Source organism: Aureispira sp. CCB-E (assembly GCF_031326345.1).
Taxonomy (GTDB): domain Bacteria; phylum Bacteroidota; class Bacteroidia; order Chitinophagales; family Saprospiraceae; genus Aureispira.
On sequence record NZ_CP133671.1, the window covers coordinates 2,940,432 to 2,967,352 of the forward strand.

General features: G+C 35.7%; 18 protein-coding genes. 13 read left to right on the forward strand and 5 right to left on the reverse strand.

The features are described from left to right. Positions 1–2: 2 nt before the first annotated feature. Positions 3–1,292: a DUF5103 domain-containing protein gene (locus QP953_RS11095; RefSeq protein WP_309555051.1), complete on the reverse strand. Its 1,290-nt coding sequence runs from the start codon at positions 1,290–1,292 to the stop codon at positions 3–5. Between the two features lie 442 nt (positions 1,293–1,734). On the opposite strand from QP953_RS11095, the gene QP953_RS11100 reads away from it, so the two are divergent. The 5 genes from QP953_RS11100 to QP953_RS11120 all read left to right on the forward strand — a co-directional run bounded on the left by QP953_RS11100 (position 1,735) and on the right by QP953_RS11120 (position 9,305). Continuing rightward, positions 1,735–2,688, forward strand: a complete 954-nt coding sequence (locus QP953_RS11100; RefSeq protein ID WP_052591899.1) for a magnesium transporter CorA family protein — start codon at positions 1,735–1,737, stop codon at positions 2,686–2,688. A 322-nt stretch (positions 2,689–3,010) separates the two neighbouring features. Next, on the forward strand, positions 3,011–5,254 hold the full coding sequence (locus QP953_RS11105; protein ID WP_309555053.1) for a type IV pili methyl-accepting chemotaxis transducer N-terminal domain-containing protein: 2,244 nt from the start codon (positions 3,011–3,013) through the stop codon (positions 5,252–5,254). Positions 5,255–5,891: 637 nt separating this feature from the next. Next, the gene (locus tag QP953_RS11110) at positions 5,892–6,446 is read left to right on the forward strand and encodes an RNA polymerase sigma factor (RefSeq protein WP_081909411.1); all 555 of its coding nucleotides are present in this window, start codon (positions 5,892–5,894) and stop codon (positions 6,444–6,446) included. A 55-nt stretch (positions 6,447–6,501) separates the two neighbouring features. Further along, a complete protein-coding gene (locus QP953_RS11115) occupies positions 6,502–7,266 on the forward strand; it encodes a hypothetical protein (protein WP_309555054.1) in 765 nt (254 codons plus the stop codon). A gap of 413 nt (positions 7,267–7,679) precedes the next feature. Continuing rightward, on the forward strand, positions 7,680–9,305 hold the full coding sequence (locus QP953_RS11120) for a hypothetical protein (RefSeq protein ID WP_309555055.1): 1,626 nt from the start codon (positions 7,680–7,682) through the stop codon (positions 9,303–9,305). Positions 9,306–9,493: 188 nt separating this feature from the next. Here the strand turns inward: QP953_RS11120 and QP953_RS11125 are convergent, their stop codons facing one another. From QP953_RS11125 to QP953_RS11135, 3 genes are all read right to left on the reverse strand, one after another. Beyond that, entirely contained in the window at positions 9,494–10,735 is a 1,242-nt protein-coding gene (locus QP953_RS11125) for a T9SS type A sorting domain-containing protein (RefSeq protein ID WP_052591891.1), read from the reverse strand. Positions 10,736–11,043: 308 nt separating this feature from the next. Beyond that, a complete protein-coding gene (locus tag QP953_RS11130; RefSeq protein ID WP_309555056.1) occupies positions 11,044–12,009 on the reverse strand; it encodes a hypothetical protein in 966 nt (321 codons plus the stop codon). A gap of 286 nt (positions 12,010–12,295) precedes the next feature. Then, positions 12,296–13,048, reverse strand: coding sequence for an isoprenyl transferase (locus QP953_RS11135; protein ID WP_052591888.1), 753 nt, complete (start codon positions 13,046–13,048; stop codon positions 12,296–12,298). Positions 13,049–13,232: 184 nt separating this feature from the next. Between QP953_RS11135 and QP953_RS11140 the strand changes: the two genes are divergently transcribed. The 6 genes from QP953_RS11140 to QP953_RS11165 all read left to right on the forward strand — a co-directional run bounded on the left by QP953_RS11140 (position 13,233) and on the right by QP953_RS11165 (position 21,615). After that, positions 13,233–14,006, forward strand: a complete 774-nt coding sequence (locus QP953_RS11140; RefSeq protein ID WP_052591887.1) for a ScpA family protein — start codon at positions 13,233–13,235, stop codon at positions 14,004–14,006. A gap of 285 nt (positions 14,007–14,291) precedes the next feature. Further along, a complete protein-coding gene (locus tag QP953_RS11145; protein WP_063832975.1) occupies positions 14,292–15,563 on the forward strand; it encodes a lysylphosphatidylglycerol synthase transmembrane domain-containing protein in 1,272 nt (423 codons plus the stop codon). Positions 15,564–15,662: 99 nt separating this feature from the next. Then, complete coding sequence (locus QP953_RS11150) at positions 15,663–17,189, forward strand: FtsX-like permease family protein (protein ID WP_309555057.1); 1,527 nt, start codon at positions 15,663–15,665, stop codon at positions 17,187–17,189. 20 nt (positions 17,190–17,209) lie between these two features. Beyond that, positions 17,210–18,322, forward strand: coding sequence for a DNA replication/repair protein RecF (gene recF / locus QP953_RS11155; RefSeq protein ID WP_309555058.1), 1,113 nt, complete (start codon positions 17,210–17,212; stop codon positions 18,320–18,322). 25 nt (positions 18,323–18,347) lie between these two features. After that, positions 18,348–19,358: a tetratricopeptide repeat protein gene (locus QP953_RS11160; RefSeq protein ID WP_309555059.1), complete on the forward strand. Its 1,011-nt coding sequence runs from the start codon at positions 18,348–18,350 to the stop codon at positions 19,356–19,358. A gap of 16 nt (positions 19,359–19,374) precedes the next feature. Beyond that, positions 19,375–21,615 (forward strand): leucine-rich repeat domain-containing protein, encoded by a 2,241-nt coding sequence (locus QP953_RS11165; protein ID WP_309555060.1) that lies wholly within the window; start codon positions 19,375–19,377, stop codon positions 21,613–21,615. Positions 21,616–21,712: 97 nt separating this feature from the next. Here QP953_RS11165 and QP953_RS11170 read toward each other — a convergent pair whose 3' ends face one another. Further along, positions 21,713–22,780, reverse strand: a complete 1,068-nt coding sequence (locus QP953_RS11170) for a serine hydrolase domain-containing protein (RefSeq protein ID WP_309555061.1) — start codon at positions 22,778–22,780, stop codon at positions 21,713–21,715. A gap of 363 nt (positions 22,781–23,143) precedes the next feature. Here QP953_RS11170 and QP953_RS11175 point away from each other — a divergent pair, with 363 nt between their 5' ends. Continuing rightward, complete coding sequence (locus QP953_RS11175) at positions 23,144–23,704, forward strand: TetR/AcrR family transcriptional regulator (protein ID WP_052597088.1); 561 nt, start codon at positions 23,144–23,146, stop codon at positions 23,702–23,704. Positions 23,705–24,361: 657 nt separating this feature from the next. After that, positions 24,362–26,770 carry a 3-hydroxyacyl-CoA dehydrogenase/enoyl-CoA hydratase family protein gene (locus tag QP953_RS11180; protein WP_052597090.1) on the forward strand — a complete coding sequence of 803 codons (2,409 nt, stop codon included), beginning with the start codon at positions 24,362–24,364 and terminating at the stop codon, positions 26,768–26,770. The last annotated feature ends 151 nt before the right edge of the window (positions 26,771–26,921 follow it).

The following is a 26,921-nucleotide window of genomic DNA, read 5'->3' on the forward strand; positions in this document are numbered from 1 at the left end:
ACTTATTTGGGTCTAGTATTGAGTTTTTGCACAGCAACCAGTTGATCATATAGACCACCAAAAGGTTTGTAGTAAACTAAAAATAAATAATCATTTTCAGATTCAAAACTACTGCCTTCAATTTTTTGGATATTTAGTTCGTTCGTAGCATGATCAAAAACACCATAAAAATAATCGTAAAAACCATTTTTAAAGGTATTGCTTAATTGATAACACAGACAATCGCTATTATAGTTCATTTTGTAAGAAGGTTTTGGGCGAAAATTATTAAACTCTCCCAATACATAGACCTCGCCCTCATAAGGAGTAAGTGCTTTGAGAGAAAAGTTGATTTGAGCGTATTCTCCTTCTAGTTTTCCTTCTCGGTCGTCGTTGGACTCAATCAAGAACTTGCCATTCAAATCGTGGGTAAAGACATGCGAGGTGTATTTTCGGTTAGCATCTTCAAATAGCCAGAGTTCAAAACCATCGTTGTACTCCTTCAACTGTTCTACTTGTAGTGTTCGATATCTAAAAGAGCGTAAATCTAAGGGACGAAATTCTTTGTAACCTGGAAAAAGCAATTTGCCATGCATGTCATAGCCAATTTCTTCATCTTGGATAAAAGTAGGCTCTAAGTCAGTAATGGCGTTATCCCAACGCCCGTTTTGTAAAACAGCCGTCTTGATTTGAGAACCAGGATTTCCGATTCTAATGCCTGCATGTTCGATGCTAAAAAACAATTCTTGATGAGAACTAGAATAGGGAGGTGTTGCCGAACGGCGCATATTAGGAACGACCTTCATCTTTGTATCCACAATCATAAATCGGCGGGTAATAATCAGGTCGCGCTCGTCGTTATCTCGATATACTTTTAATAGGTAGTTGCCCGATTTTGTCCATTTTACATCTTCGTTAGGAAGCTGAATTTCGTAGTGTGTGTATGGAACCTTTGTGTTGAATGAGTTTTGAGATTCATAAAAACGGTTCTCTTGATAGCCATCAATATAATCTAGTGCATCTAATTCTTCTGATGGATTCCAATTGGCATCACAATGGATGATTTTATAAGAAAAATCCTTGGTATAAGCTTCCATATCGTCAAACGATAAGATAAAATGACCAGGGCTTTGAAGGCTTAGTATGGGATAGTCTGTTTCTGAGTCATATTGATAAAATCGGACGCTTTTGATATATTCTTTATAGATGTAGTCGTAGTTTCTAAATTCTGGATATTCTTTGTCTTGGCTGAATAAATAAGTTTGAACACTGAAAAATAAGCTGAAAATTAATAAAGAATGTTGTAAGCGCATAATTAAATTTTTAATAAAATAGAGCTGTATGTGGGATCTTGTAAGTTGTATCTCCCAAGCATATTTGATAGTATAAATATGCCGTTTTATGGACAACGATGCCATCCAACTTTTTGACTTTAAGAAAGCGTTAAAGTTATAATTGGAGTGTGTTAAGTGAGTCCCCAAATTGCTAAAAATATAGGACAACAATAGGAATAATTACAAAAGTACTCTTTTCTATCTATTGAATATTGTATTTTCGTGCCAAAATAAGTGTTTGTTAAAGATAATTTCTCGATAATTTGCTGTGCGAGACCATAAGTAATTCACTTAATAAAGGTTTTAGATTATTGGGCGAATCATAAATGGAGGGTGTAATCGCTATTCCCTATGACAGAAAGTAGAAACTATCCAATACACGGAACACCATTATTTTGCTTTTACACTAAATCAAAGTATTATGGTTCGTTATTTTGAAAAACAAAAAAAGGGCAAGTTAGAAGAGCTAGAAAGCTTGGTTTCGGGCTGCTGGGTAAACATCTCTCCACCATTTAATGCTGTTGAAATTGATCAACTAGCAGAGCAATTAGATGTCCCTATAGACTTTTTGACCGATCCTTTGGATATTGACGAACGAACTCGCTTTGAAATTGAAGATGATGTGAAATTTATTGTTGTCAACACCCCCGCTTTGAATGAAAAAGGAAGGGATGACCTGACATTATACATCACTGTTCCAATTGGTATTATTATCACAACAGAACATATTGTTACGATTTCTTCTTATGAAACAGCTGTCATGCAGAAGTTTATAGAGAGCAAAGTGCGCAGCTTTAACCCACAAGATTTTTCTCTTTTTGTATTGCAAATTTTGGAACAGAATGTCTATACCTACCTTCGATGCCTAAAAGATATTAATGTTCGCCGAAATATTATTGAAAAAGAAGTGTATGAGTCTAGCCAAAACAAAGACTTAAAACGTCTGTTGAGTTTAGAAAAAAGCTTGGTTTATTTTGTTACGGCTTTGAGTTCCAATGCGCTGTTAAAGCAAAAGCTACAGCGAATGGACTTGTTGAGTATCCAAAAAGATGAAGAAAAAGCAGATTTGCTAGAGGACATTATGATTGATAATAGCCAAGCTCAAGAAATGGCGCACATCTATACCAATATTTTGAGCAATACGATGGACGCTTTGGCTTCTATGATTTCTAACAACCTAAATGAAGTCATGCAACGGTTGACACTTATTACCATTATTTTGATGGTTCCTACTTTAGTAGCTAGTTTTTATGGTATGAATGTCAATGACTTGCCACTGCAAAAAAGCCCTTATGCGTTCTGGTTTTTGTTGGGAGGTTCAATGCTATTTTCTTTTTCTTTGGTAATCTTTTTTAGAAGCAAGCGAATGATTTAGTAGGTGAAGCCCCTTGTTTCGAGCAATTGAATTTTTGTTATAAGAAAATGTACTAAACTAGAAGCACTTAATGTGCACGCTATTTTTTTTTAGCTTACAAAAGCTTTTTTGTAATTGTCTTGGGCGTATAAGTAGTTGCTTTTTAGATAACATAAATCTATGCTGTCTATACAAATGACCAATGTCATGTTTCTAAGTATTTCCTATCATTTTATGCCGTGTTTGGATCTCGTACCTTTGAGGTAAATAATAGATATTATAATAATAGAAATATTTTTTGTTTTTATTTATAGAAGAGGACTTTAAAAAACACACATATCAAATGAGACAGATTTTATGGCTAGTTGCTATCCTTTTGAGTTCAAATGTATTGCAAGCACAAGAGACAGAAACACTCCTAATCGGAGAGATATTAAATAAGGCTGGTTCAGAAAGAATGCTTACCCAACGTATGGCAAAATCTTATATCGCGCTTTATTTAGGAACAGACGTTCGAACTCATAAAGATGAGCTAGATGGAGCCGTATTGCTCTTTGAAAAAAGATTAAGAGAGTTGAAAGCTATTCGTATTAGTGCTAGATACGCTAAACGAATTGAAAAAGTAAATACTTTATGGAGCAAGTATAAAAACTTGGTTCAAAGCCGCCCTACGAAAGAAAACATACTTTTGTTGTTGGAAGAAAACAACACTATTTTAGAAGCTTGTGATTTGGTTACGAAAGAAGTAGAGTGGTATGCCAATCGTTTTGCAGACAGAAATGGATTGTACCAAATGAATGCAAGCATTGTCCATTTGGAAAATAGATCAGGTCAACAAAGAATGTTAACAGAACGAGTATTACTTTACTTTTTGGCAAATCATGCATTGATAGGAAGCAACACGAAGTTTGATAAAGAATTAAACCTTGCCTTGGAGCATTATCAAACTAATCTAACTGCACTGATGGGAGCGACAGAGAATACACCCGAAATAGATTATCGATTGATTTTATTAAGCAAAGAGTGGGAAGCTCTCTCGACTTCTTGTGGTCAAAAAGAAAAAGACTTTTCGAATATTGAGAAAGTTTTGAAAATGGGAAAAGGACTCTTGGAAGCAATGGAAGAAATTACCAAGAACTATGAAGTGTTGATTGATTTGAGGGTAGCTTCTTTATTATTAAATAATGCCATTGATTTGGCTGGTCAACAAAATGTATTGACTCAAAGAATTATCAAGACCTATATTTTAGAAGGGATTTCAAAGAATACGAAATACCAAAAAGAACGTCAAAAAGATATTGATCGCTTTGAGCAGAATATAGATGAGTTGAAGTTATTTTCTCCAATGGATGAAATTACTGAGGCGTTGAATATTGTAGATGCTTTATGGACCGATTATAGAAATGAGGCAATGAATGCAAGTACCAAAGAGGGAGCGCAAAAGCTATTGTACAGCAACAATGAATTGTTAAGAGCTTGTGATAATGTGAGTATGTTGTTGGAGCTATATGCAAAAATCTACAAGAAAAATGTTCGTTCTTATAACTATGCCATGGCAGATTGGATCAAGCAAATTGATCATCAAGAAATGCTAACAGAACGGATATTAATGTACAGCTATGCACTTTCTTGGGGCATCAAAAAAGAGGGTATTGCAAAAGAATTGGAGAAAACGGGTTATGAGTACCTTGAAAACTTTAATAAATTAAGTTTGTCTATTCCAATTCCTAACATTCAAAAACGAGGAGAAAATTTGGTTGAAAAATGGAAAGTGATTAAAAATTACTTGCAAGATACAGATAGTTATAGAGAAGAATTGAGCGATTGGTCGGGAGATTTGGCAACTGAACTAGGTGATTTAACAGAGCTGTATAGAGAAAAAATTAACGGCATGGTAGAAGAAGAAGCAATAGAAAAAGCCAATCAACAATGTATGTTGTCTCAAAAGATGGCTGCTAACTATTTGGCAGTAGCAATGGATTTGAATGGTCAACACCAAGCGCAACAATTAGAGAAAGACAAACTTGTTTTTCAAAAGCAATTGGAAGAACTCAAATCATTTGCTCAAACGGCTTCTTTAAAAAATGCACTGGCTTCTGTAAGCACTCAATGGGAACGTTGCCAAACGGTCTTTAGATCTGAATTGGTTAAAGAGGATGTTGCTTCTTTGTTGGAGGTAAGCCAAGAAATGTTAGTAGCTTGTGAGTCGGTTGTCAAGGAAATTAATGAAACAGCCAACAGACAGCAAGTAACAACGATTAATGCTGCCGCACATCTAAGAACTCGAACTGAACAGGTGTTGTTGTATTGCTTGGCAGGGCGTTGGAGTCAAAAAAGCTATGAAAATGAATTGAATGAGATTTTCTCTGAATATGAAAAATCATTAAAACTTTTTCACAATTATATGGACGATGCGCCTGCATTGACCAATCAATTAACGTCGATAGAGCGCTACTTCAAACGTTTTAAAGAATATGGTTTGAAAGCCAATGACGTTGATTTATATGCTTTGTTAAGTGTGCATAACGTCTTGTTACTAGAAACTGAGAAACTAACTAAATCTTCTAGTGAAGTAACACTGTTTTAACTTACTTAAATATGTAAATGATTGGTATTTTTTATAGAGGGCCCAACTGAGCAACTTGCTTGGTTGGGTTTCTTATTGTATTGGTGTATTAAGTAATACTCCGTTGATTAGCTCCCTGCGGTCGTGAGATCGCTATCGCTTAGTTGTTTAGTTTTCCTACAAAAAACATAAAAAAGCATCTTGCATTAGTTTGATTATCAGTCTTTTAGTATAAAGGTTGGCGAAAGTGCATCTTGCTGATAATCAACTGCGAAGCACTCATGCAATAAATTAATACGATTTTTCAACGGAGTAATGTTAAGTAATCGTTCAAAAAAATAACAAGTACCACGCAGTAGCAGCATAGCTAAAACAGCCTTCTTTTTGCGCTACTCTTCATTAGAAAAACTTGTCTTAGCTCGCTAAGCCTTCCTTTTTCTTCTTGGATTAGCAAAAAAATAATCCCATTTTTTGTTCTTATTTTTTCTGACCACTTACTTAAGTTGGCTACAAGAACATTGTATGGCATCGTGTTCATGTTATTATAGGAGTATTTTGCACCATCTTTCTACTTGTCTAGAAAAAAAATCATATTTTTTATAAAATTTTTTAGGCGCTAGGCAACCTTTTTAGTCATTCTATACTAAGCACTGATAGAATGATAATTATCACAGATATGAATTTGGAAGACCAACTACTTATTAAGAGAAGTTTGAAAGGTGACGAAAAAGCAATAGAAATGCTTTACACTCGTCACAAGCAATACTGGTTTGGTATCTGTCTGCGGTATGCAAGCAATCGGTTTGAGGCACACGATGTTTTTCAGGAAGCTGTTAGTAGTGTTTTTGAAAAGTTAAATCAATTTAAGCCCCAAAAAGGTAGTTTTAAAGCTTGGTCCAATCGAATTTTTGTCAATGCGGCATTTCTATATTTAAAAAAACACCAATGGCAACAGTCTTTTAAAGATTTAGATTTGGTCGAAGATGAAATGGACATGTCAGAAAGTACGCTAGGAAAAATCACCGCAAAAGAATTGACCCAATTGATTCAACAATTACCCTTTGGATATCGAGTTGTCTTTAATATGCGCGAAATTGAAGGTTACTCACATTACGAAATTGCTCAAATTCTTGGAATTTCAATTGGTACTTCCAAATCACAACTCTTTAAAGCTAAAAAAGCTTTGAGGGCAAAAATTAAAATTTTGTTTTAACACACACTTCTTTATCAGGATAAAAAAACTGATACAAGAATCAAAAAACGTAATTATGGTTGCTAGAAATTCAAGAGTATTGTTGTTTATTGGTTTATTATGCATGGCTTATAGTATGACTCAAGCTCAAACTCTAATTAGAGAAAGCAATAGAACCAATGAGATTGAAAAGAGTTGGAAAATGGAATGGGGAATTCTTACAGGAGTAGGAGTATCTAATGTTTTAAAACCAGAAAGTAATCCAACCCTTAAAATGCCAGAAGGAAAGGGAACGTATCGAGTAATGTATGCAGCAAGACCAGAAGCACAGATCGGTGTTTTTGGAGAAATAGGTAAGACAAAGAGTATTTTTTCTTTTCAAATACATTTTGCTTATACCATGCGTGCTATTCCTGAGCCTGTATTTTATAGTTACAACGATGACATCAAGGATGTATACAAGTCTACTTATTTGAATGGAGGAACTGTTAGCGCCTTATTTTGTTTCAAACCAGTTGATAAGTTTAAAGTTGGAGTGGGTATAGAGGCGACAAATTTTTTGGTAACAGAAGGAGTAAAGAACTCGGATATAGGAGAATATACAGAATGGTATAGTAGTTCTGCTGGTTTTAAATTGATGTTGTCATACAAAGTAAGCCCTAGAGTAGATATCAATGTCTACGGGCGTGCAGGACATATTTTTGATTTTGATAAGAAAAACTTGATGCCAGATGATATTTCAGCAGGAATGACAGTTGGATATAGATTGTGTGGAAAAGAGGTTCGATACAAAGCAAAAATAGAGGAGGAGAAAAAAGTATATAGATTGGATTATCAATAGTTAGCTACGCTGCTACTTCGTGGTCGTTGAGAAACTTTATTAGTTTACTTCGTGAGTGCTGCGCAGTTGATAATCAATAAGTTGTGTGTTTGTTGTGTTCTGTGTTAAGGTTTTGGTTATCAAGCTGATATAAATGTTGTTTTTTATTTTTTTTGTAAAAAAGTAAACAACTAAGCGATAGCGATCTCACGACCGCAGGGAGCTAATCAACGAACTACTAATTATAATAAGTAGCACAATAAATTAGAAGGTTTGCAATGGGCTACTAGTTGGCTGTTTTCAAATCTTCTAATTTCCTTTAGAAGCTATTTAAAAAAGTTTATAGAGGTACGTTTATGAGACTGTTAATAAATGGCAAGAATTCTTTGGTGGATGTGTTGTAGCTTTACCCTAGTATTAATATTGAGAATAAGATGGAAGATAATAACAACAACTTAGGAGATTTTTTTAGAAAAAGGCTGTCCTCAATAGAAGGAGAGGATGCTGACTGGTTTCATCCGGATCCTAGAACAGATGATGTCGTCTTGCAAAATCTTATTGGCGCTTCTAAAAATAGAAAAAAAACATATTGGTTAAAGTATTTGTTGCCTGCTTTGTTGATATTGGCAATGTTGGCGTATATTTTTTATCTAAAGCATCATATTGCTCAATTAGAATATGCCCAAGCTACTTCAAATACTCAAACTATAAATACCACTCCATCATTAAAGCCATTAACAACATCTATCAATACTCATCAAAACATTACTTTAGACCAAACGACTTCAAGCACAACAGACAAAACAGAATGGACCACAACATCTATTGATTCCAATACAATTAAACAAACGGAGCTGGATAAGGAAATTACAAAAAAAGCAAATATAATAGAGGCTTTAAAAGCAGAAAAACAGCACCTTCAAACGTTACTTGCTCAACAAAATAAAACGATTCAAACACTAGAGTATCAATTGGATCAAAATAATTATGTTGCTAATGTAATCAATAGGGAAGAGGGAAGAAACGAAAAACCAATACTAAGCACTTCGAATGGAGACCAAAAGGCTTCATCCATATTGTCTAATGCTAAAAAAGCAAGGTTGAATTCTGATGATTTACAACCAAAAACTCAACAGAAGAAGGCTGTTGTTAAAGCTGTTACAGCAGAAGGAAATAAATCTATGGATGATTTACAGGTTATTGCACCTAGTCTATTGGCAATTCCATCAACAATACCTAAGGCAACTCCTGATTATTCTTTCTCCTTAAAAAAGAAGAAAAAAAGAGAGCTACATTCGCTAGAAGTTGGCTTTCAAGTTGGTTTACAAGCTCTATTTACAGAAAAGGAAATTGATATTCTCAACCAAAGAATTATAGCGGATAAAGAATTAACCTCAGAACGATTAATAGAACCTTATGTGGGAGCGAATATAGCTTATTCTCCATTCAAAAATATATGGGTAAGAGCAGGAATACAATTGGGAGGAAGCAAGGACTTTTGGGGGCAACGAATGGGAATTGTTTATAGCGATGCACAGGAATACTTATTGCCTTCGGGAGATGTTGGAAGTGACTTGATCGTCAATACGTCTACAGGATATACAAAGGCTATCAATACCTTACAGTTAACAGTTCCTAGTACAACGACGGATGGCGATTTGGTAGAATTAGATTACTGGGAAGAGCTAGAAACTACACACATCCAAATTCCTCTGAGTGTCGAGTATCATTTTGACTCAAAAAGATGGCAGCCTTTTATTTATGCTGGTGCCAAATGGAATGTTTTTCGTTATGAATATAAGACGTCTAATATAAATGTAATGTCAAACGATCAAGCAATTAATTTTGCACTTAATGAAGACAATGCGAATACCAAAACATTACAATACATGAGTTTTATGACAGGGGCTGGTTTGAGTTGGAATGTGCGTCCTCATTTTTCTTTGAGAACAACATTAGGGGTAGAGAATAACTTTATGTTAAAAGAAAACAAGAGTACGGATTCTAGTTATTCAAAGAGTGGGCTATTTGCCAACTTTGGGGTGTATTATAAACTTTAGTTAATCGCGAAAGGGGGCGCTAAGTTGAGATTTAGTTGTGCTGTTGTTATGTAATTGTGGAGTAGTTTGGGTATAAATGCTTGGATTAGGATTTGTTTTTGATGAAAAAATGGGAAATACAAAAAGAAGGCTGCCAAGGCACACTCCCTTAGACAGCCTCTATACACAGTTTAAGGATACTTTATCTATTATTCAATGACAACTTTTCCACTTCCTAGTAGTTCATTATCAACAGTGGCACGGTACATATAAATACCTGCAGAAAGTTGATTGCGTTGAATCTCAAATTGAGTTTTGTTCGTTTGTATGGATGCAACACGCTCTCCTAAGGCATTGTAAAGTTCAAATAAAATAGGTGCTTCGCCCTCATAGTTATCTATAGATACAGCAGCAGAACCACTGAATGGATTAGGAGCAATAGTAACATTTCCTATTGGATTACCTTCCAAAGCACTTATGTCATTGTCTACATCTGCTTCAAAAGAAGCTTCTATCGATTCGTTTTTAAGTCGTTGAGCCATTTCGTTGTCTTCTATCCAAATGTATTCGTTGGTGTCTTCGGTAATAGTAGATGGATCAATTCTACAGTTGGGGTCAACACGAATAAGAGCTGTTTTGCATTGCCAAGATGGCGTACCTGTACAAATGCTAACTCGATAAAATCTTGCTTGCCCAGTGGATAGGTTGCCACCAATTAAAATATTTCCTTCTCTACTAGCGTCGGTTCCTGTATATCGAGCACCTGTACCAAATGTCGTTGCCAAACCTTGCAGATTGATGTTGTTAGGTGCTTGTCCACTAATCCAGCCCCCCCATTCATATTCGAAGGTTCTATTCCACCATTCATTAGACTCTTGAACACCTATGTAGTAAGCAGTTTCACAGCTAGTAGAAGCTGCATTGATTTTGATGTTACTAATACATGTATTAATATAGCCACTAGCAGGAATGGCTGTTCCATTTACATTAAAATTAGGGGTAGCAGGTGTAGTGCCAACTGTAATGCTGTTGGTATAGCCTACTGTAAGCGTTTCCCAACCAATGCAAATCGGCTTTCTACGTTCTACTTTTACATAAGCTCGATAGGTGCCTGGAGAAGTGGGCACATTATAAAAAAATGTATTGCTCCAAACACTAGATGCTTGGAATACTTGAGGAGAACCAACAGCTACACCATTTCTTTGTAGCTCAACTGTGTAACGAATTGGGTTATTACCACAACCGCCAATACAATCGACATTGACATACTGCGGGCAGTGGTGGTAAGCTACTTTGAATTTTTTTTGTGGTGGATTACCACAAACAGAAAAGTTTTGAGTGGTGTAAGAGTTGCCCAATGGACTCGTTTTGTACCAAGTTAATTGGCGGAGTTGTGCATTACTATAATTAGTAAATACAAAAAGAAAACATAATAAAATTAGGTTTTTCATGATCATTGTTTAAAAGTTATAAGGATGGTTATAAAATCATATTATGGGGGAATTATGTGAGGTTACTAAAGCGTAACTTTCTTATGCAATATTATGACATATTATTTGTGGAGTTATAACCAATTTTGGGCAATTCTTACAAGTCAGAAGAATAGTTGAAAGAATGGAATGCTTTGTTTATGGGATGTTGGAGAGCCTGTTGATTACATCCAATAGTAGTTAATTTATAAAAAAAAAACACCATCCAAAGATTGGATGATGTTTGAGGTTAGGGAAAATCCCAACTCTATTTTATGTTATAATATAGGTTAAGAGCGAATGACTTTTTCCTTAGGTTTGGGGATATGGCGTTGTTGTAAATTGAGTTTTGCTGTTTCATACTTCATTGTAAGTGTGCCAGTACTTTTGGCTAACTTCTGGATACTTTTGTTGTATAAATCTACTTTTTCATTGATAACATTACCTTTTTTATCAAAGGCAGAGACCATATCTGGATATAGTTTTTTAGAGGCATCCTTATAAAAATCTACTAGTTTTTCTGCTTGACCAATAGCGGTAGCATCCTCTTTGATACGCTCGATTTTTTTCAAGCGTTTGCTAGCATTGTTGGCTGCTTTAACCATGTTTTTAACTTCTTCTTTTGCCTTACTAGGATTTTTTTCATTCAATGCTTTGACAATGGCAGCATCGGCATATTGTACTTCTAAGGTTGCTAAATTCAATTCTTGTAGATAATTGTTAATTCTATTGATTTTGGCTAATAACGTCTCGTGATTATCACCCTCATCGGTCATTTGAATATTATTTGCTTTGGCAAATTCTTCAATACTTTTGACCATTGAGCTCATTGCCTTGCCTAGTTTATCTACATCCTTGTCTATCAACTCTGTTTCAATCAACACCGCTTCAAAACAATCCAAACAACCTGCTTTGTCAATTGCAGTAGCTGTATAGTTGTTATTGCCTAATAAAAGCATTATATCCAAGACCTTAACCGCATTAGATTTGATGCCTTTGTCGTCTTCAAAAGCTTTTAAACTAGCAAATCGATCGTGAATTTTTTGAGAAGATGCTAATAAACTTTGGCGTTTGGCTTCTGCCTCAGCGCTACCTGTGTGTGCTAAGAAAGAGGAGTATTCAATCTGCATTTCTTGCATTAATGCAAACTCTTTATTAAAGTACTCGATATACTCTACAGGAGAACTAAATCCTTGAGCATTGATAAGTGAAATAGATAGAAAAAATAGGCAGTTTATTGTTAATAAAAATCGCATAGGTAATTTGTTTATTATTGTATAATAGTTAGTTTGTCGTCTTCTGTTTGCGGTTGTAGTTGATAATAAGTTACTTGATTATCAAAATTTTGTTATAGGTTTTGGTACTTGGTTATTGACCCTTTGCAAGGACTTCAAGAGATGAAGTTATGATAGTCTAAAAATCAATCTATTAGTTTCTTAGGGGCATAAGAAAGCCCTATCACAAGTTATGAAAGAATAACTGTAATTTTTAGGATAAAGTTCATCTCTAGTAAGAATGGCAGCTCCTACTATAATTTTTTGTTTAGGTGCTTACATCTGTGATTTGCTCACTAGTCATTCCAAAACGACGCTCTCTGTTTTGAAAATTAAGAATAGCTTCGTAAAAATGTTTCTTGCGAAAATCGGGCCAAAAAACAGGGGTGAAGAAAAGTTCGGCATAAGCCAATTGCCAAAGTAGGAAATTACTAATTCTAGATTCCCCACTCGTACGAATCATCAATTCTGGATCAGGAAAGTCCTTTGTACTCAAAGCATGTTTGATACTGTCCTCGTCAATATCGTCAATAGCAATTTCTCCACTGACTGCTTGACGAGCGATATCTTTGACCGCTTCGATAATTTCCCATTTAGAACTATAACTCAGGGCGAGAATTAAGGTCATACGTGTGTTATCTTTGGTACTTTCAATTGCTTCTAGCAACTCTTTTTGAGCAGCAGAAGGAAGCATATTGATGTTGCCAATCATTTGCAGCCGAATTTGGTTTTTATTTAATGTAGCAATTTCTTTTCGAATCGTTGACACCAAGAGGGTCATCAAAGCTGTAACTTCAAATTTTGGACGATTCCAATTTTCTGTAGAAAAAGCATACAATGTCATATACTGAATGCCTAATTCTGCGCCAGCTTCTGTTACTTCTCGTACTGAGTGAACACCATTTTTGTGTCCAAAAACGCGTGCTTTACCTTGCTGTTTTGCCCAGCGACCATTTCCATCCATAATGATGGCAACATGTTTTGGTAGATTGTTTAAATCTATTTGATCTTTTAGCTCCATTAATATTATTTTTCCCTAATTTTGTGTCTATTTGGGATAGATTGTATTAATTGACAATACCTGTATTTTTGCATCTATACCCTAAAATGCTTTTATGCACGAACGACAAAGTTAATACTATTAATTTTGAATTAAAAAGAATAGTTAGCTTGTTCCGCTCATTTGACCATTAAAAACACTAAAATTGACTTATAAAATAAAACTTCCTGAGTTTGAAGGGCCGTTTGATCTCTTACTCTTCTTTATAGAACGAGATGAACTGGACATTTATGATATTCCAATATCTTCTATTACAAATGATTTTTTGGAATACTTGCGGGAAATGGAAGAATTAAATATAGACACAGCAAGTGAGTTTATTTTAGTAGCCTCAACATTGATGAGAATCAAAGCCAAGATGCTCTTGCCTCGAAAAGAATTAGATGAAGATGGCAATGAAATTGATCCTCGTAAGGAATTAGTTGAACGATTGTTGGAGTACAGACGTTACAAAGAAGTTTTGGAAGAGTTGCGTCAAATGGAGGCAACCCGTGCAGCAAGAACACATCGAGGAAATGTTTTGGACGAAGTCCAGCAAATGACCTCTGCGGCATTAGCCGATGCAGAACTAGAGAACCTATCCTTATTTCGTTTGTTACAAGCGTATGAACGAGTCTTGTCTACTTTTGAATTTAGGATGGAAAAAACTATACATACTGTTGTCCATTATCATTATACGATAGAAGAACGAAGAGATTTTTTATTAAGTAGTTTAACTACAAAAAAGAATCTTTCTTTTAGAGGTATCTTTAGCAATTGTGAAAATCGACTGCATGCAATTTTTACTTTTTTGGCGATTTTGGACTTGATGCAGCAAGAACTAATTATCTTTGTAGAGGGAAATGGTGGTTTTAACGATTTTACGATTAAAGCTCCACCAATAGATCATATATTGGGGACAAATGAAGAGGAAGAATAGGCTGTTTACTTCGTAAGTGCTTTGCTTTTAGTTAGCTGTGTTGCTACTTCGTGGTTTATAAAATTTTTTCCTAGACGATTACTTATGTTGAATTAAATTAGCTTTGTTACTCCCTGTAGTTGTGAGCTCGCACAGTTCAGTGCTACAATGTGCAACTTCGTAAGTGTTGGTTACATAGTTGATAATCAAATTTTTAATACTTTTAACACTGAAAATAATACCTGCTGATTATCGGTTTGATGCGATTTTTCAGCGAATTATTGATTACAATAAATAAAAAGAATAATGAGCGAAATGGAATCTGTAGACAACCAGTCTATTAAGGAGCAGGAAGAAGAACACGCAGGCGTCTTAAATTCTATTAGTCCATTTAGAATTTTTTTGGCGGCAATGATTGGGTTATCGGTTGTTGTGTATATGTTCGTCAAGGATTTTAATGCAGAAGAATTTAGTAAAATTGAATTTAGTAGCCACGTATTTACATGGATTGGAATGGCTGCTTTTTTTATGTGTTTTCGCCATTTTTGCTATATGGTACGGTTGAGGATTATTACCAATGGCTTCTTTTCATGGAAAAAATGTTTTGAGTTGGTGATGATGTGGGAATTTAGTTCTGCTGTAACACCAACGAGTGTAGGAGGAGCAGCAGTGGCTATGTTTGCGATAGCGCAAGAAAAGCTGGCTGCTGGAAAAACAGCAATGATAGTGTTGTATACAGTTATTGTAGATACTTTCTCTTTCTTATCAGCATTGCTTGTTTTCTTTCTACTATTCGGACCTCTTATGATTCAACCAGGATCAGATACTATAGCACATCTTTGGCACGATAGTGAGTGGGGAATTGCCTTTGTTTTTGCTTATAGTTTGATGTTGGTCTATGGAGGTATTTTTTTCTATGGAGTATTAGTTGATGCCAAAAAGCTAGAAAACCTGCTGCTTTGGTTCTGCAAAATTCCATTCTTGAAACGTTTTAGAGAAAAAGCGATCAAGATAACAGACGATATGGATTTGGCTTCAGAAGAGCTCAAAACTCAAAAATGGACGTTTCATATCGGTACCTATATTAGTACTATGTGTGCATGGGCTTCTCGTTTTATGGTATTAAACTGTTTGATTGTTGCTTTTGTTGCTTATTCTCCTAACCCTGAAATTCAAGCGCATTATAACGACTTTATGCACGGGCAATTAAACTTTACAGCATTCTGGGAACAATTGTTTATTTATGCTCGTCAGCAAGCGATGTATGTAATTATGGCTGTTATGCCTAGTCCAGGAGGAGCAGGGGTTGCTGAGTATGCATTCAAAACATTCCACTTTGATTATATACCAACAGAAGCTACAGGTATTGCAGCAGCAGGAACTTTAATGGTTATCATGGCGACAATTTGGCGTACATTTACGTATTATGTATATCTTTTAGTGGGGGCTATTGTTGTCCCTAATTGGGTTGGCAAAATTATTAAACGAAACAAAGAAGAAGCCTTAATGAGAAAACAAGGTATTGTAATAGAAGATCCAACTACCTACGATTCTTTGATTTCGGACAAGAAAGATTAATCTAGCTATCGAATTGGATGCGTTTTGGTGAAAAATACTTTGTAGAAAATAATAGAATTTAGCGAGGAATCATGTACTAAAGATTTAATTTGCAATATTATGAACATACTAAAATTAAGTTGGAACTATCTAGCCGATAAACCATTTTCGACCTTACTGAGTACTGTTTTAGTAGCATTAGGAGTAAGTTTGACATCGATTTTGTTTTTGTTAAACAAGCAATTTCAAGATCGATTGTATAAAAATATAGAAGGAGTGGATTTGGTCGTTGGTGCAAAAGGTAGCCCTTTGCAAATGATTTTGTCTTCGGTGTACCATATTGATGCACCAACAGGAAATATTCCTCTCAAAGAATCTTTTGTTGTTACCAAAAACCCATACATCCAAAAGGCAATTCCTTTGGCATTGGGAGATAGCTACAATGGATTTAGGATTGTCGGAACAGACAGCCAATATATTGCTCATTTTAACGCAGAAATAGCTGAAGGTCGTTTGATAGAAAAAGACTTGGAAGTAAACGTAGGGGCACGTGCAGCGAAAAAGCTAGGTCTTAAAATAGGGAGTACATTTTACGGTTCTCATGGATTAGTTCAAGAAGGCGGACATGTACATGAAACCTATGCTTATGAAGTGGTTGGAATTTTAAAAGAGACAAATCTGATCTTGGATCAATTAATTTTAACAAACGTGTCTACTGTTTGGAGAATGCATGACGATCACGACCATGGTAGCCACGACCATGGCGACGGACATAGTCATGACGATCACGATCACGGCAGCCACGATCACGGCGACGGACACAGCCATGATGCTCACGATCACGGCAGCCACGACCACGGAGACGGACACAGCCATGATGCTCACGACCACGGCAGCCACGACCATGGAGACGGACACAGTCATGATGCTCACGACCACGGCAGCCACGACCACGGCGATGGACACAGTCATGATGCTCACGACCACGGCAGCCACGACCACGGCGATGGACATAGCCATGATAATCACGACCACGGAGATAAAAAAGTTCAAAATTTACCTCCAATATCCAAAGAAGGAAAAGAAGTAACGGCTTATTTAGTACAATATAAAAAGGATGGAGAAGGAAATACCTCCATGCGCGCCGTAGTAGAAGCTGCCCAAATTATTGAAGATAACAGCGAGAGCTTGGGCTATGCTAAACCTGCTATTCAGTTGCAACGTTTGTTAGAAATGACAGGATTGGGGATGGATTTTTTAACTGCTTTAGCCTTTATTATCATCATTATTTCTGCATTTAGTATGTTCATTTCTTTGTACAATTCTTTAAAAGAAAGACGCTATGAAATTGCCTTGATGCGCGTGATGGGGGCAACACCTTCTAAGCTGTTTATAATGATAGTTTTAGAAGGATTGTTGGTTGCTGTTTTTGGTCTTTTGTTGGGCTTGTTGGTGAGTCATATAGGGGTAGAAGTTATGGCAGCCGATTTGGAAGAAACGTATAAATATACCTTTTCAGGTTTTATCTTTTTGTGGGAGGAAGTATATCTGGGGCTTGGTGCTTTGTTAATTGGCTTTTTGGCAGCTATTATACCCGCCTTGCAAGCTTACAATGCAGATATCTCTGAAACGCTTTCTAATTCTTAAATGACTTTTGTTGATAGTGCATGCATCTTCAAGAATTAACACTAAGTAATTTTAAAAATTACGATAATCAAGTATTGCAACTCTCTACAAAGCTCAATTGCTTTGTAGGAGAGAATGGTATGGGAAAAACGAACCTTTTGGATGCCATTCATTATTTGTGTATGTGCAAAAGTCACTTTAGCTTGCCAGATCGTCAGGTTGTTCGACATGGAGAAGACTTTTTTAGGATAGAAGGATATTTAGAGCGAGGAGAAAAACGAGAACAAGTGGTTTGTAAGTATGCGCCCAAAATCAAAAAAGTGATGGAGCGAAATAAAGTCACTTACAAACGTTTGGCAGATCACATTGGCTTGTTTCCGATGATTATGATTACGCCTGACGATACCTTGTTGATAACAGAAGGAAGTGAGAATCGCCGCCAGTTTGTGGATGTATTGTTAGTACAATTGGATGCGAATTATCTCAATCATTTGATGGTTTATAATAAAGTCTTGCAACAACGAAATGCTTTTCTCAAAAGTTTTAAGCATCCTTTGGACGTTAATTTTGAATTGTTGGAAATCTACAACCAACAACTGCTTATTCCTGCCAATTATATTTATCAGGAACGTCAAAAAATTATTGCTAAGTTAAAGCCTATTTTTCAAACTTATTACAAAATCATATCGGGGGATAAAGAGCAAGTAGATTTGAGTTATCACTCGCAATTGTCAGAACAAAAATTAGAACGTTTGTTTGCTGAAAGTCAAGAAAAGGATACTTGGTTGCAACGAACAACAAAGGGTATACACAAGGATGATTTAAAATTATTAATTAATGATTATCCTGTAAAAAAGTTTGCTTCACAAGGTCAATTAAAATCTTATTTGCTGGCTTTAAAGTTGGCGCAATATGAGTTGCTGCGCCAAGAATCTGATGTTGCGCCGTTGGTTTTGTTAGATGATATTTTTGACAAACTAGACAAAAAGCGAGTGCAACAATTGTTGGAACTGCTTTTGGAGCGTGATTTTGGACAAATATTTATCACAGATACACACGAAAATAGAATCGCAAAGATTGTCACTGGATTGGGAACCGATTTTAAACAATTTCATGTTTCTAATGGCATGGCTTCTGAAATGGTGCGCTTGTAATTTTTTATCTATAAAATCCTATACCATGAAATCAATTATGTTATTCTTCCTACTTTTGGGAATGTTCTCTACGACTGTTGCTCAAACGCCTGAGTATTATTACGAGAAGGGAATTGAAGTAGCAACATCTGAACAATATGAAAAAGCACTTCAGTTTTTTAAACGAGCGATAGAATTAAAGCCTAATTATTGGCAAGCCTATTTTTCGAAAGGTTCTGTAAAGTTCAGGCAGAACGAATATGAAGCTGCTGTTGCAGCTTATGACAAGGCTATTCAAATAAAAAACAATGCACCTGAAATTTATTATGAACGAGGACGGGCTAAAGTAGAATTAAAGCAATATGAGTCTGCCTTGATGGACTATAATAAGGTGATTGAATTAGATAGGAATTATCAGTATATTTATAATGCTAGAGCAGTTTGTAAAAAATATTTGGATGATTTGGAAGGGGCAATTCGAGATTATAATAGTGCTATAAAGCAAGATCCCACGAATTACATAACTATTTATAATCGCGCTGTAATGAAACAATTATTAGAAAACTATACAGCTGCTGTTAAGGATTTTGATATTGTAATAAAGCTAAAACCTGATGATTTTTATTCTTATATTCATAGAGGGAACTTAAACAGAAAATTAGGGCAGTACGCTGAGGCTTTTGACGATTTGAATAAAGCAATCAAATTAAATCCTGAGTCGTGGTATGGATATAATAATAGAGGCATGGTCAAAGATGCTATTGGAGATTACGAAGGAGCTATAGAAGATTTTAATAGTGCTATAAAGTTGGATTTGAGGCAGCCTTATCCTTATAATAACCGTGGTTACGCTTATTATCACTTAAAAAACTATGAAACAGCCTTGAGAGATTGCACGTATTCTTTGGAGCTAGATGCCAATAACTCTTATGCTTATTATTATCGAGGATTAATTTTAAACGCATTGAACCGAACAGAAGAAGCTTGCCAAGATTTTCACAAGGCAGAAGAATTGGGGTATCCCAAAATGGGAGCAGAGTTGGAGGCTTGTCGTTAAAACAAAAATAGGAAGGATGGAGTACGCTTATAAAATATTAGATTTATTAGCAACCGCAGAAGTAGAAAATATAGAGCTGGCTTATCAACTGTTGCAACCTTACGTGAGCGAAGATGCTTTGACAGAGATTTATTTAATGTACTTTGTCACAGATGACGAAACCTTGCGCCAAGAACTTCGTGGTTTGTTAGAAATCTATGCTCCTAAGCAATTTTTTGACTTTTCAAGTCCTTCTAATCATTTGCAAGGGCGTTCGGTATGGTCTCCTAATTATATGTTTAGAGGCAACCTAAATCCATACATCGAAACAGGGGTTTTAGAGGCTAAAAAAGTACTGTACTTTTTTGAACACTTACTTCCTATTGAAGAAATGCACCCTAGTATCAAAGGCTTATTTTTGGAGCATGGAACCCACCAACAAATCGAAAAGGCAATTGAAGCGTCTAAAAAGAAAAATATTTTGATCTTAAATGCGTGCAATTTAACCAAAATCCCTTCCATTGTTTTGACTTTTAAAGGTTTGAGGCGTTTGGAATTGCTGCAAAACTATATAGAGGAACTTCCTGAGCATTTCTTTGAGCGTTTACCAAGTTTGACAACCTTGCTGTTGAAAAACAACCAATTAAAGACCTTGCCCAAAGGGGTGAATCATTTGCAAAAACTTCAATTGCTGGATATAAGTGATAATGAATTGGAAGCATTACCAAACGAAATTGGAGCCCTAACGCATTTGCAGACATTAAATGTCAAGAACAATCGTTTAAAAGAATTGCCAATCTCATTGGCCAATTGCCAGCAGTTGGAAAATTTGTATTTGCGTGGGAATAAGTTCAACCACATTCCTAAAATTATTTTGCATTTTAACCTAAAACAAGTCTCAGGAATTAAAGGCTTTGACCGAGCAAAAACGAGTACTGAATTTTTGAAATTTTTGCAAGCTCTACACAAGAGTTCTTTATCTATGGTCGATAAAGAAAAACAGTTTCATTTGTTTACAGATCATAAAAAAGAAATTAAAGAAAATTTAGGGATTAAAGATTTATTGGCTTGTTTAAGTTTTCAAAATGAGGTGGTAAGAAGTAGAGCGCTGGGATATTTGTTAAATTGGCCAGGAAGTACGTTGGTTGAAAATCCAATTAAGCAGGGAGACGAAGTATTACTGATTGGGGATACGAATTTAAAGAAAAAAACAATTAAAACACGCCTAAAAAAAAGTGGAATTGCTTATACAACACAATTAACGCCATCAACAACACATGTTGTTTTGGGAATAAAGCCTAAAAATTTTGAGTGGGTTGAAAATCAAAAGATTACTTTTTTGACAGAGCAAGATTTAAATCAGTTTTTAAATCGAGAAGACACGCCTTATCTGTTGGAAAAAGAAGCGGATACGGCTCTGAACAAAGAAAATGTCAAACGACTGTTGTTGAGTAAAGACGAGGGAAGCATCGAATTAGGGGTAGAGTTGTTAAAAACAGGTGGTGTTCCTAGAGACTTGATGACGGAACTGTTTTTTGTTGCTAAAACTGTCACGAATAAAAAAATCCGAGAACAGGCTAAAAAGATGCTCAAAGTTAATGGTTCTGCTACTGTACAAAAGGCATTGGCAGACCGTTCAAAGCTAGTTTCTACGGCACACAATGCAGAAAAAAATGTGCGCAAGAATTTAATCAAATTAGCAAAATTGAGCACTGAAATTAACTGGACTAGAATGGGTTGGTACTTGTATCAGAATTTTGGAAATGGTTTGCGATATACCTTTGACTACGAACCACAAGGTAGCGCCTTGCGTTATGAAATTATTCGGAAATTAACTCAAGATAATAGCTTGAATTTTTACCAAGCATACGCTTCTTACATGCCCCTTTACGATTATTTTGGCTATGCTTATTATGAAAAAACAGAATTCCCAATTGAGATTTTGGAACAAACGAACTTGAAAAAACTAAATTGCGCAGGTTGTCGAATAGGAAGTATTCCTGAAGAAATTGCTCAATTAAAAGCACTAGAAGTACTAGACTTGAGTGCTAATTTTTTGAAGGAACTACCAAAGAGTTTTAGTGAGTTGAAAGCGTTGAGGGTCGTTGATTTGAGTGATAATGAATTGGTCGAATTTCCTATGGTGTTGTTAGAAATGCCTTGGTTAGAAAAAATTGTCTTGTCCAAAAACCGAAAAGGCCCAGAAGAATTTCCATTGCAATTACCACCAACACTAAAAGATAAGTTGAAACACACTCAAGTTGTGGGCATAGAATAAAAAATCGATTGAGAATAATATAGGTGAGAATGAGCCTTGTTTCCTTTAGATATACAACTAAAGGAAACCGATAGGCATCAATTGGTTACAGTAGGTCTTATTTTTGTGATTGTTTTGCTAGTGTTTTCATGAGTTCAAAAACGATGGTATCTATATTTCCTGTCTTGGGATGAAAGGCGGAAACATTGGATAAGAGTACAACTCCTTTCTGATTTGAAACATCAATAGCCATAGATGAAGTATAACCGCCTGTTCCTCCATTGTGCCAGTGCAGTTGGTGACCAGATTTGGTATGGATAATGTGCCAACCTAAGGCAAGATCCATCTGTTTATTGATGTTTTTGGTTTTGGTTTGTTGTAATTGAAAAACAGGGTTGGTCGCATCAAAATTAGCAATAATAAACTTGGATAAATCTTGGACTGAAGAGAGCACATTGCCAGCAGGAGCTAGAACTTCTAACTCCCAATTAATAGTCACTTTTCCAGCAGGGTCCAAGCCTCTGACGAGTTGTTCTTGAACAAGACTTTGACGCGTTGTAGATTGGGTCATTTTTAGAGGTGTAAAAATAATCTCTTGTAGCAGCTCTTCATAGCTTTGATTGTTTTTTTTTGCAATAGCATATCCGAGTAGACCTGCTCCTAAATTGGAATAATCATACCGTTCGCCAACGGCAGTTTTGAGACTCAATTGTTGGGTGCAATATTCTTTTAATTTCGCTTCATCATATCCTTTGTAGGGATTGTCAGGATTGTTCACCATCATCGAAAATATATTATCAGGCAGTCGAGGCAATCCAGAGGTATGATTGGAAAGTGATTCTAATGTAATTTTAGGATTGCCCTTTAACCTAAAAGGCAATGATTTTTTGACCAATTCTTTTAACTGCATTTTTTTGTTCACGACTTGATGTGCCAAAAGGGTAGAGGTAAAAACTTTGGTAATAGAACCAATTTCAAATACGGCTGTGTTGTTTTTTTTGGCTTCAAATATGCTGTCTTTTTTGATAAATCCATAATAAGAAACTTGATCTCCCTCGATGATGGCAATAGCAACTTCCGTATATTCAGGAAAGGCTTTGCCGTATTTTTGAATTAGTTCGGGAGGCGTTTGGGCATGGTTGAACTCTATTGCAAATAGGGATAATATAAAAATAATACGTTTCATAATTAAGAGTGATTAAGTGAGATAGTATTTTGTCAAGTATATTTCTATCTTTTTGGTTCAAATTGGGGAATAGGAACCGACAAAAGTTGTGTTTTCTTAGATGAATCTTTAAGAAGGGGCAGCGAAACAGAAGGAATAAAGGTTTTAAAAAAGAATAGCAGCAATAGTTTTACCCTATAATTATATTGAAAATGCTATTTAGGCAACAGAAATTTACTTTTTGTTGCCTTTTTTATTGTAACGATTACTAGCGATAGTTGCTACTTTATGATATGCATTCAAACGAACGTTTGGTAGAAAATTGCCTTTAAATTTGGTTTTCAAACGAACGTTTGGTAGATTTGGCTAAAACAAAGAAATACTATGCCAGTTCAAAAGACAACAAAAGATGAAATTATTGCAAAGTCTATAGAGGTGTTCCGAAAGCAGGGATACCACAAAACGTCTATGAGTGATTTGGCAGCGGCTTGCGGTTTGCAAAAGGGGAGTTTTTATTATCATTTTAAGAGCAAAGAAGAGTTGATGCAAGCTGTATTGCAAATGGTACATTCTTATTATAATAAAAAAGTATTTTCGATCGCTTACGAGAAGGACTTATCAGCAGAGGAGCGATTTATAAAATTATTCAAAAAACAAGAGCCAATTATTACACAAGACTTAGCAGGTTGTTTATTTGGGAATATGACCCTAGAGAGTATTAGTAATAAAATGGAGTTTAAAAATTTTTTGAAAGGCTTTTTCTCCGATTGGATTGCCACATTTCAACATTTGTATCAAGAAAATCATGAGGAAGAAACTGCCTTGGAGCTCGCAAAGCAGAGTGTGATGGAAATAGAAGGTGCCTTGATGATGATGCGCTTATATGACGATAAGGAGTTGTTAAAGTCTGCTTGTTTGCGAGTCCTAGATCGATTGAAAAAATAGCCACGAAAGGGCTTAAATGTTTGTTAGATAAGATGCTGTTTAGATGAACAATTGCTGGTCTTTATTGTCTTTAATGGTGTAACACATAGAATAAGGCTTTTGTAAAAAAAAGAGAGTTTTAAGATAAAAAAAAGACTTGTTTCTTTTTTTGAAAATGAATCGAACAAACGTTTGATAAGGTTATAAATTATTGTAATATTAAATAATATTAAAAAGAAAGAAGTTTATTGAATTGTTGTGTAATATGTATTAATTTGAAGACTCGAGAAGACAGTAGAAATGAATCATAATCATTTCCCCGAATCTTCCAATTAGTATATTTTAATTAACAGCTAATTTTACATAGGATGCTTTTTTGATGAGACACCCAAAGAAGCAATGAATAGAACGCCATATTGCTACAATATTACAAGTACGGGCAAGTATCTAATTTATTTAGATAAGTAGGGCGTTAATTCAATGAACTATTATTATTTCAATAGTTCGTTGAAAAACTTTATTAGTTTGATAATTAACAAGTTATAATTTTATTGCATTTTGCGTTAAAAATTTGATTATCAAACTAATATAAGTGTGCTTTTTTGTCTTTTTGGTAAAAAAGTAAAAAATCAACGAACTACTAATTATTTAACACCATTCTAAAATTATTAAACAAGGATGAGTAGAAGAATCAAAAAAGTAGCCGTATTAGGATCTGGAGTAATGGGCTCTGGAATTGCGGCCCATTTTTCTAACATTGGTCTTGAGGTATTGTTGTTAGACATCGTACCATTTGATCTAAAAGAAGAAGAAAAAAACAACCCAGCAGCACGTAACCGTATTGTTAATGCTGCCTTAAAAACTGCTATCAAAAATCGTAAGCCTGTATCTGCATTTTATGATACGAAAACAGCAGCACAAATTACAACAGGTAACTTCACCGATGATTTTGAAAAAATCAGCGATTGCGACTGGATCATCGAGGTCGTTGTAGAGCGTTTGGATATCAAGCAGCAGATTTTTGAAAAAGTGGATAAATATCGCAAACCTGGTTCATTGGTAACGTCTAATACATCAGGTATTCCAATCCATATGATGTCGGAAGGACGCAGTGAAGATTTCCAAAGAAATTTCTGTGGAACACACTTCTTCAACCCGCCACGTATCTTGCGTTTGTTCGAGGTTATTCCTGGTCCTAAAACAGACCCTGAAGTATTGGATTTCTTTATGATGTATGCCGATCGTTATTTGGGTAAACGTGCTGTAATGTGTAAGGATACACCTGCGTTTATTGCCAACCGTGTTGGGGTGTATGCGATGGCAAAAATTTTCCAATTAACAGAAGAATTGAATTTACCAATCGAGGTAGTAGATAAATTGACAGGAGATGCAATTGGTCGTCCTCGTACAGGAACATTTGCTCTAGGAGATTTGGTAGGTTTGGATACGGCCGAAAAAGTAATCAAAGGAATTGTTAATAACTGTCCGAATGATGAGCAGGCTAGTGCCTTTAAAATGCCAGCTTACTTGAACTTCATGTTGGAGAATAACTTTTTGGGTAATAAAACCAAGAAAGGATTTTACGAACGTACCAAAGAAAAAGATGCGAGTGGTCGTAGAATTAAACTAGGATTGAACCTTAAAACATTGGAATATGCCCCAACACAACGTGTTAAGCTACCTGTGTTAGATGCTGTTAAGCAAGTAGATTCTTTGAAAGGGAAAATTCGTACGTTCTGTAGCGATAAATTCAAAGATTCTCCTGCTGCTCAATTGGTAAAACGCTCTTTGGCTGGATTGTTTGCTTATGTATCGAACCGAATTCCAGAAATTGCCGATCATTTGTATTCTATTGATGATGGTTTGCGTTCAGGTTTTGCTTGGAAAGTAGGACCATTTGAGTACTGGGATATGGTTGGTATCAAAGAAGGTATTGCAATGGCTGAGGAAGATGGTCAAACAGTGGCGCAATGGGTAAAAGATATGGTTGCTGCTGGACACGACTCTTTCTACAAGTTGGAAAACAACGTTCAGAAATACTATGACATCGAATCTAAGTCTTACAAAGTAGTTCCAGGAACAGAAGAGTTTATTGTTTTGGACAACATTCGTTCTTCTTCTATTGTTTGGGAAAATTCAGACGCTGCTTTGCATGACATAGGTGATGGCGTTCTTTGCTTTGAGTTCCGTTCAAAAATGAACTCTTTGGGAGAAGGTGTTATTAGAGGAGTACACGAAGCAATTGAAATTGCTGAGAAGGGAGAATGGAAAGGTTTGGTAATTGGTAACAATGCTGAACATTTCTCTGTGGGCGCTAACTTGATGGCGATTGCGATGATGGCTTACGAGCAAGATTGGGATGAGTTGAACATGGCGATTGATGTGTTCCAAAAAACAAGTATGCGTATTCGCTACTCTGCTATTCCTGTTGTTATTGCTACTCAAGGATATGTATTTGGTGGTGGCTGTGAATTTTCGATGCACTCAGATGCTGTCGTTGCCTCTGCGGAGTCTTATATCGGATTGGTAGAAGTTGGTGTTGGTTTGATCCCTGGTGGTGGTGGAACAAAAGAATTTGCTTTGCGTGCTAGCCAAGAATTTGGACCTGGCGATGTACAAATTCCTACCTTAATCGAGAAATTTAAAACCATTGCAATGGCTTCTGTTGCTACTTCAGCAGGTGAAGCGTTCAAAATGGGGTACTTGCGCCCAGGTATTGATGAGGTGAGTATCAATGTTTCTAGAACATTGGGTGAAGCAAAGAAAAAAGTATTAGAATTGGCTCCCAATTATACGCAACCTGCTCCTAAAAATGAAATTTTAGTTTTAGGTCGTGGAGGATTGGGTGCTTTGTATGTTGCTGCTGAAAGCCTTCGTTTAGGAAAATATGCTTCTGACCATGACATTTTGATTGCGAAGAAAGTGGCTAGTGTATTGTGTGGTGGAGACCTAACAAGTGCACAAAAAGTATCCGAGCAATATTTATTGGATATTGAACGTCAAGAATTCTTGAGTTTGTGTGGTGAACAGAAAACATTGCAACGTATTCAGCACATGTTGGAGAAAAACAAACCACTAAGAAACTAATAGGGGATTAGAATGAACATCAAGTGATGTTGTACTATTAGTTGAAAGATGTGTTTTGAGTTATCTAAAAGATGGCTTTAAAATAGAAACAATCATTATCAAAAAAATAATTGTAAGTGTATAGGGCAAGACTTATGGCTTACAACTGAAA

What these genes read in the sequence shown, in the direction of transcription:
- QP953_RS11095 (WP_309555051.1), bottom strand. Translation starts at nt 1,292, where the DNA reads ATGCGCTTACAACATTCTTTATTAATTTTCAGCTTATTTTTCAGTGTT.
- QP953_RS11100 (WP_052591899.1), top strand. Translation starts at nt 1,735, where the DNA reads ATGGTTCGTTATTTTGAAAAACAAAAAAAGGGCAAGTTAGAAGAGCTA.
- QP953_RS11105 (WP_309555053.1), top strand. Translation starts at nt 3,011, where the DNA reads ATGAGACAGATTTTATGGCTAGTTGCTATCCTTTTGAGTTCAAATGTA.
- QP953_RS11110 (WP_081909411.1), top strand. Translation starts at nt 5,892, where the DNA reads ATGATAATTATCACAGATATGAATTTGGAAGACCAACTACTTATTAAG.
- QP953_RS11115 (WP_309555054.1), top strand. Translation starts at nt 6,502, where the DNA reads ATGGTTGCTAGAAATTCAAGAGTATTGTTGTTTATTGGTTTATTATGC.
- QP953_RS11120 (WP_309555055.1), top strand. Translation starts at nt 7,680, where the DNA reads ATGGAAGATAATAACAACAACTTAGGAGATTTTTTTAGAAAAAGGCTG.
- QP953_RS11125 (WP_052591891.1), bottom strand. Translation starts at nt 10,735, where the DNA reads ATGAAAAACCTAATTTTATTATGTTTTCTTTTTGTATTTACTAATTAT.
- QP953_RS11130 (WP_309555056.1), bottom strand. Translation starts at nt 12,009, where the DNA reads ATGCGATTTTTATTAACAATAAACTGCCTATTTTTTCTATCTATTTCA.
- QP953_RS11135 (WP_052591888.1), bottom strand. Translation starts at nt 13,048, where the DNA reads ATGGAGCTAAAAGATCAAATAGATTTAAACAATCTACCAAAACATGTT.
- QP953_RS11145 (WP_063832975.1), top strand. Translation starts at nt 14,292, where the DNA reads ATGAGCGAAATGGAATCTGTAGACAACCAGTCTATTAAGGAGCAGGAA.
- QP953_RS11150 (WP_309555057.1), top strand. Translation starts at nt 15,663, where the DNA reads ATGAACATACTAAAATTAAGTTGGAACTATCTAGCCGATAAACCATTT.
- recF (WP_309555058.1), top strand. Translation starts at nt 17,210, where the DNA reads ATGCATCTTCAAGAATTAACACTAAGTAATTTTAAAAATTACGATAAT.
- QP953_RS11160 (WP_309555059.1), top strand. Translation starts at nt 18,348, where the DNA reads ATGAAATCAATTATGTTATTCTTCCTACTTTTGGGAATGTTCTCTACG.
- QP953_RS11165 (WP_309555060.1), top strand. Translation starts at nt 19,375, where the DNA reads ATGGAGTACGCTTATAAAATATTAGATTTATTAGCAACCGCAGAAGTA.
- QP953_RS11170 (WP_309555061.1), bottom strand. Translation starts at nt 22,780, where the DNA reads ATGAAACGTATTATTTTTATATTATCCCTATTTGCAATAGAGTTCAAC.
- QP953_RS11175 (WP_052597088.1), top strand. Translation starts at nt 23,144, where the DNA reads ATGCCAGTTCAAAAGACAACAAAAGATGAAATTATTGCAAAGTCTATA.
- QP953_RS11180 (WP_052597090.1), top strand. Translation starts at nt 24,362, where the DNA reads ATGAGTAGAAGAATCAAAAAAGTAGCCGTATTAGGATCTGGAGTAATG.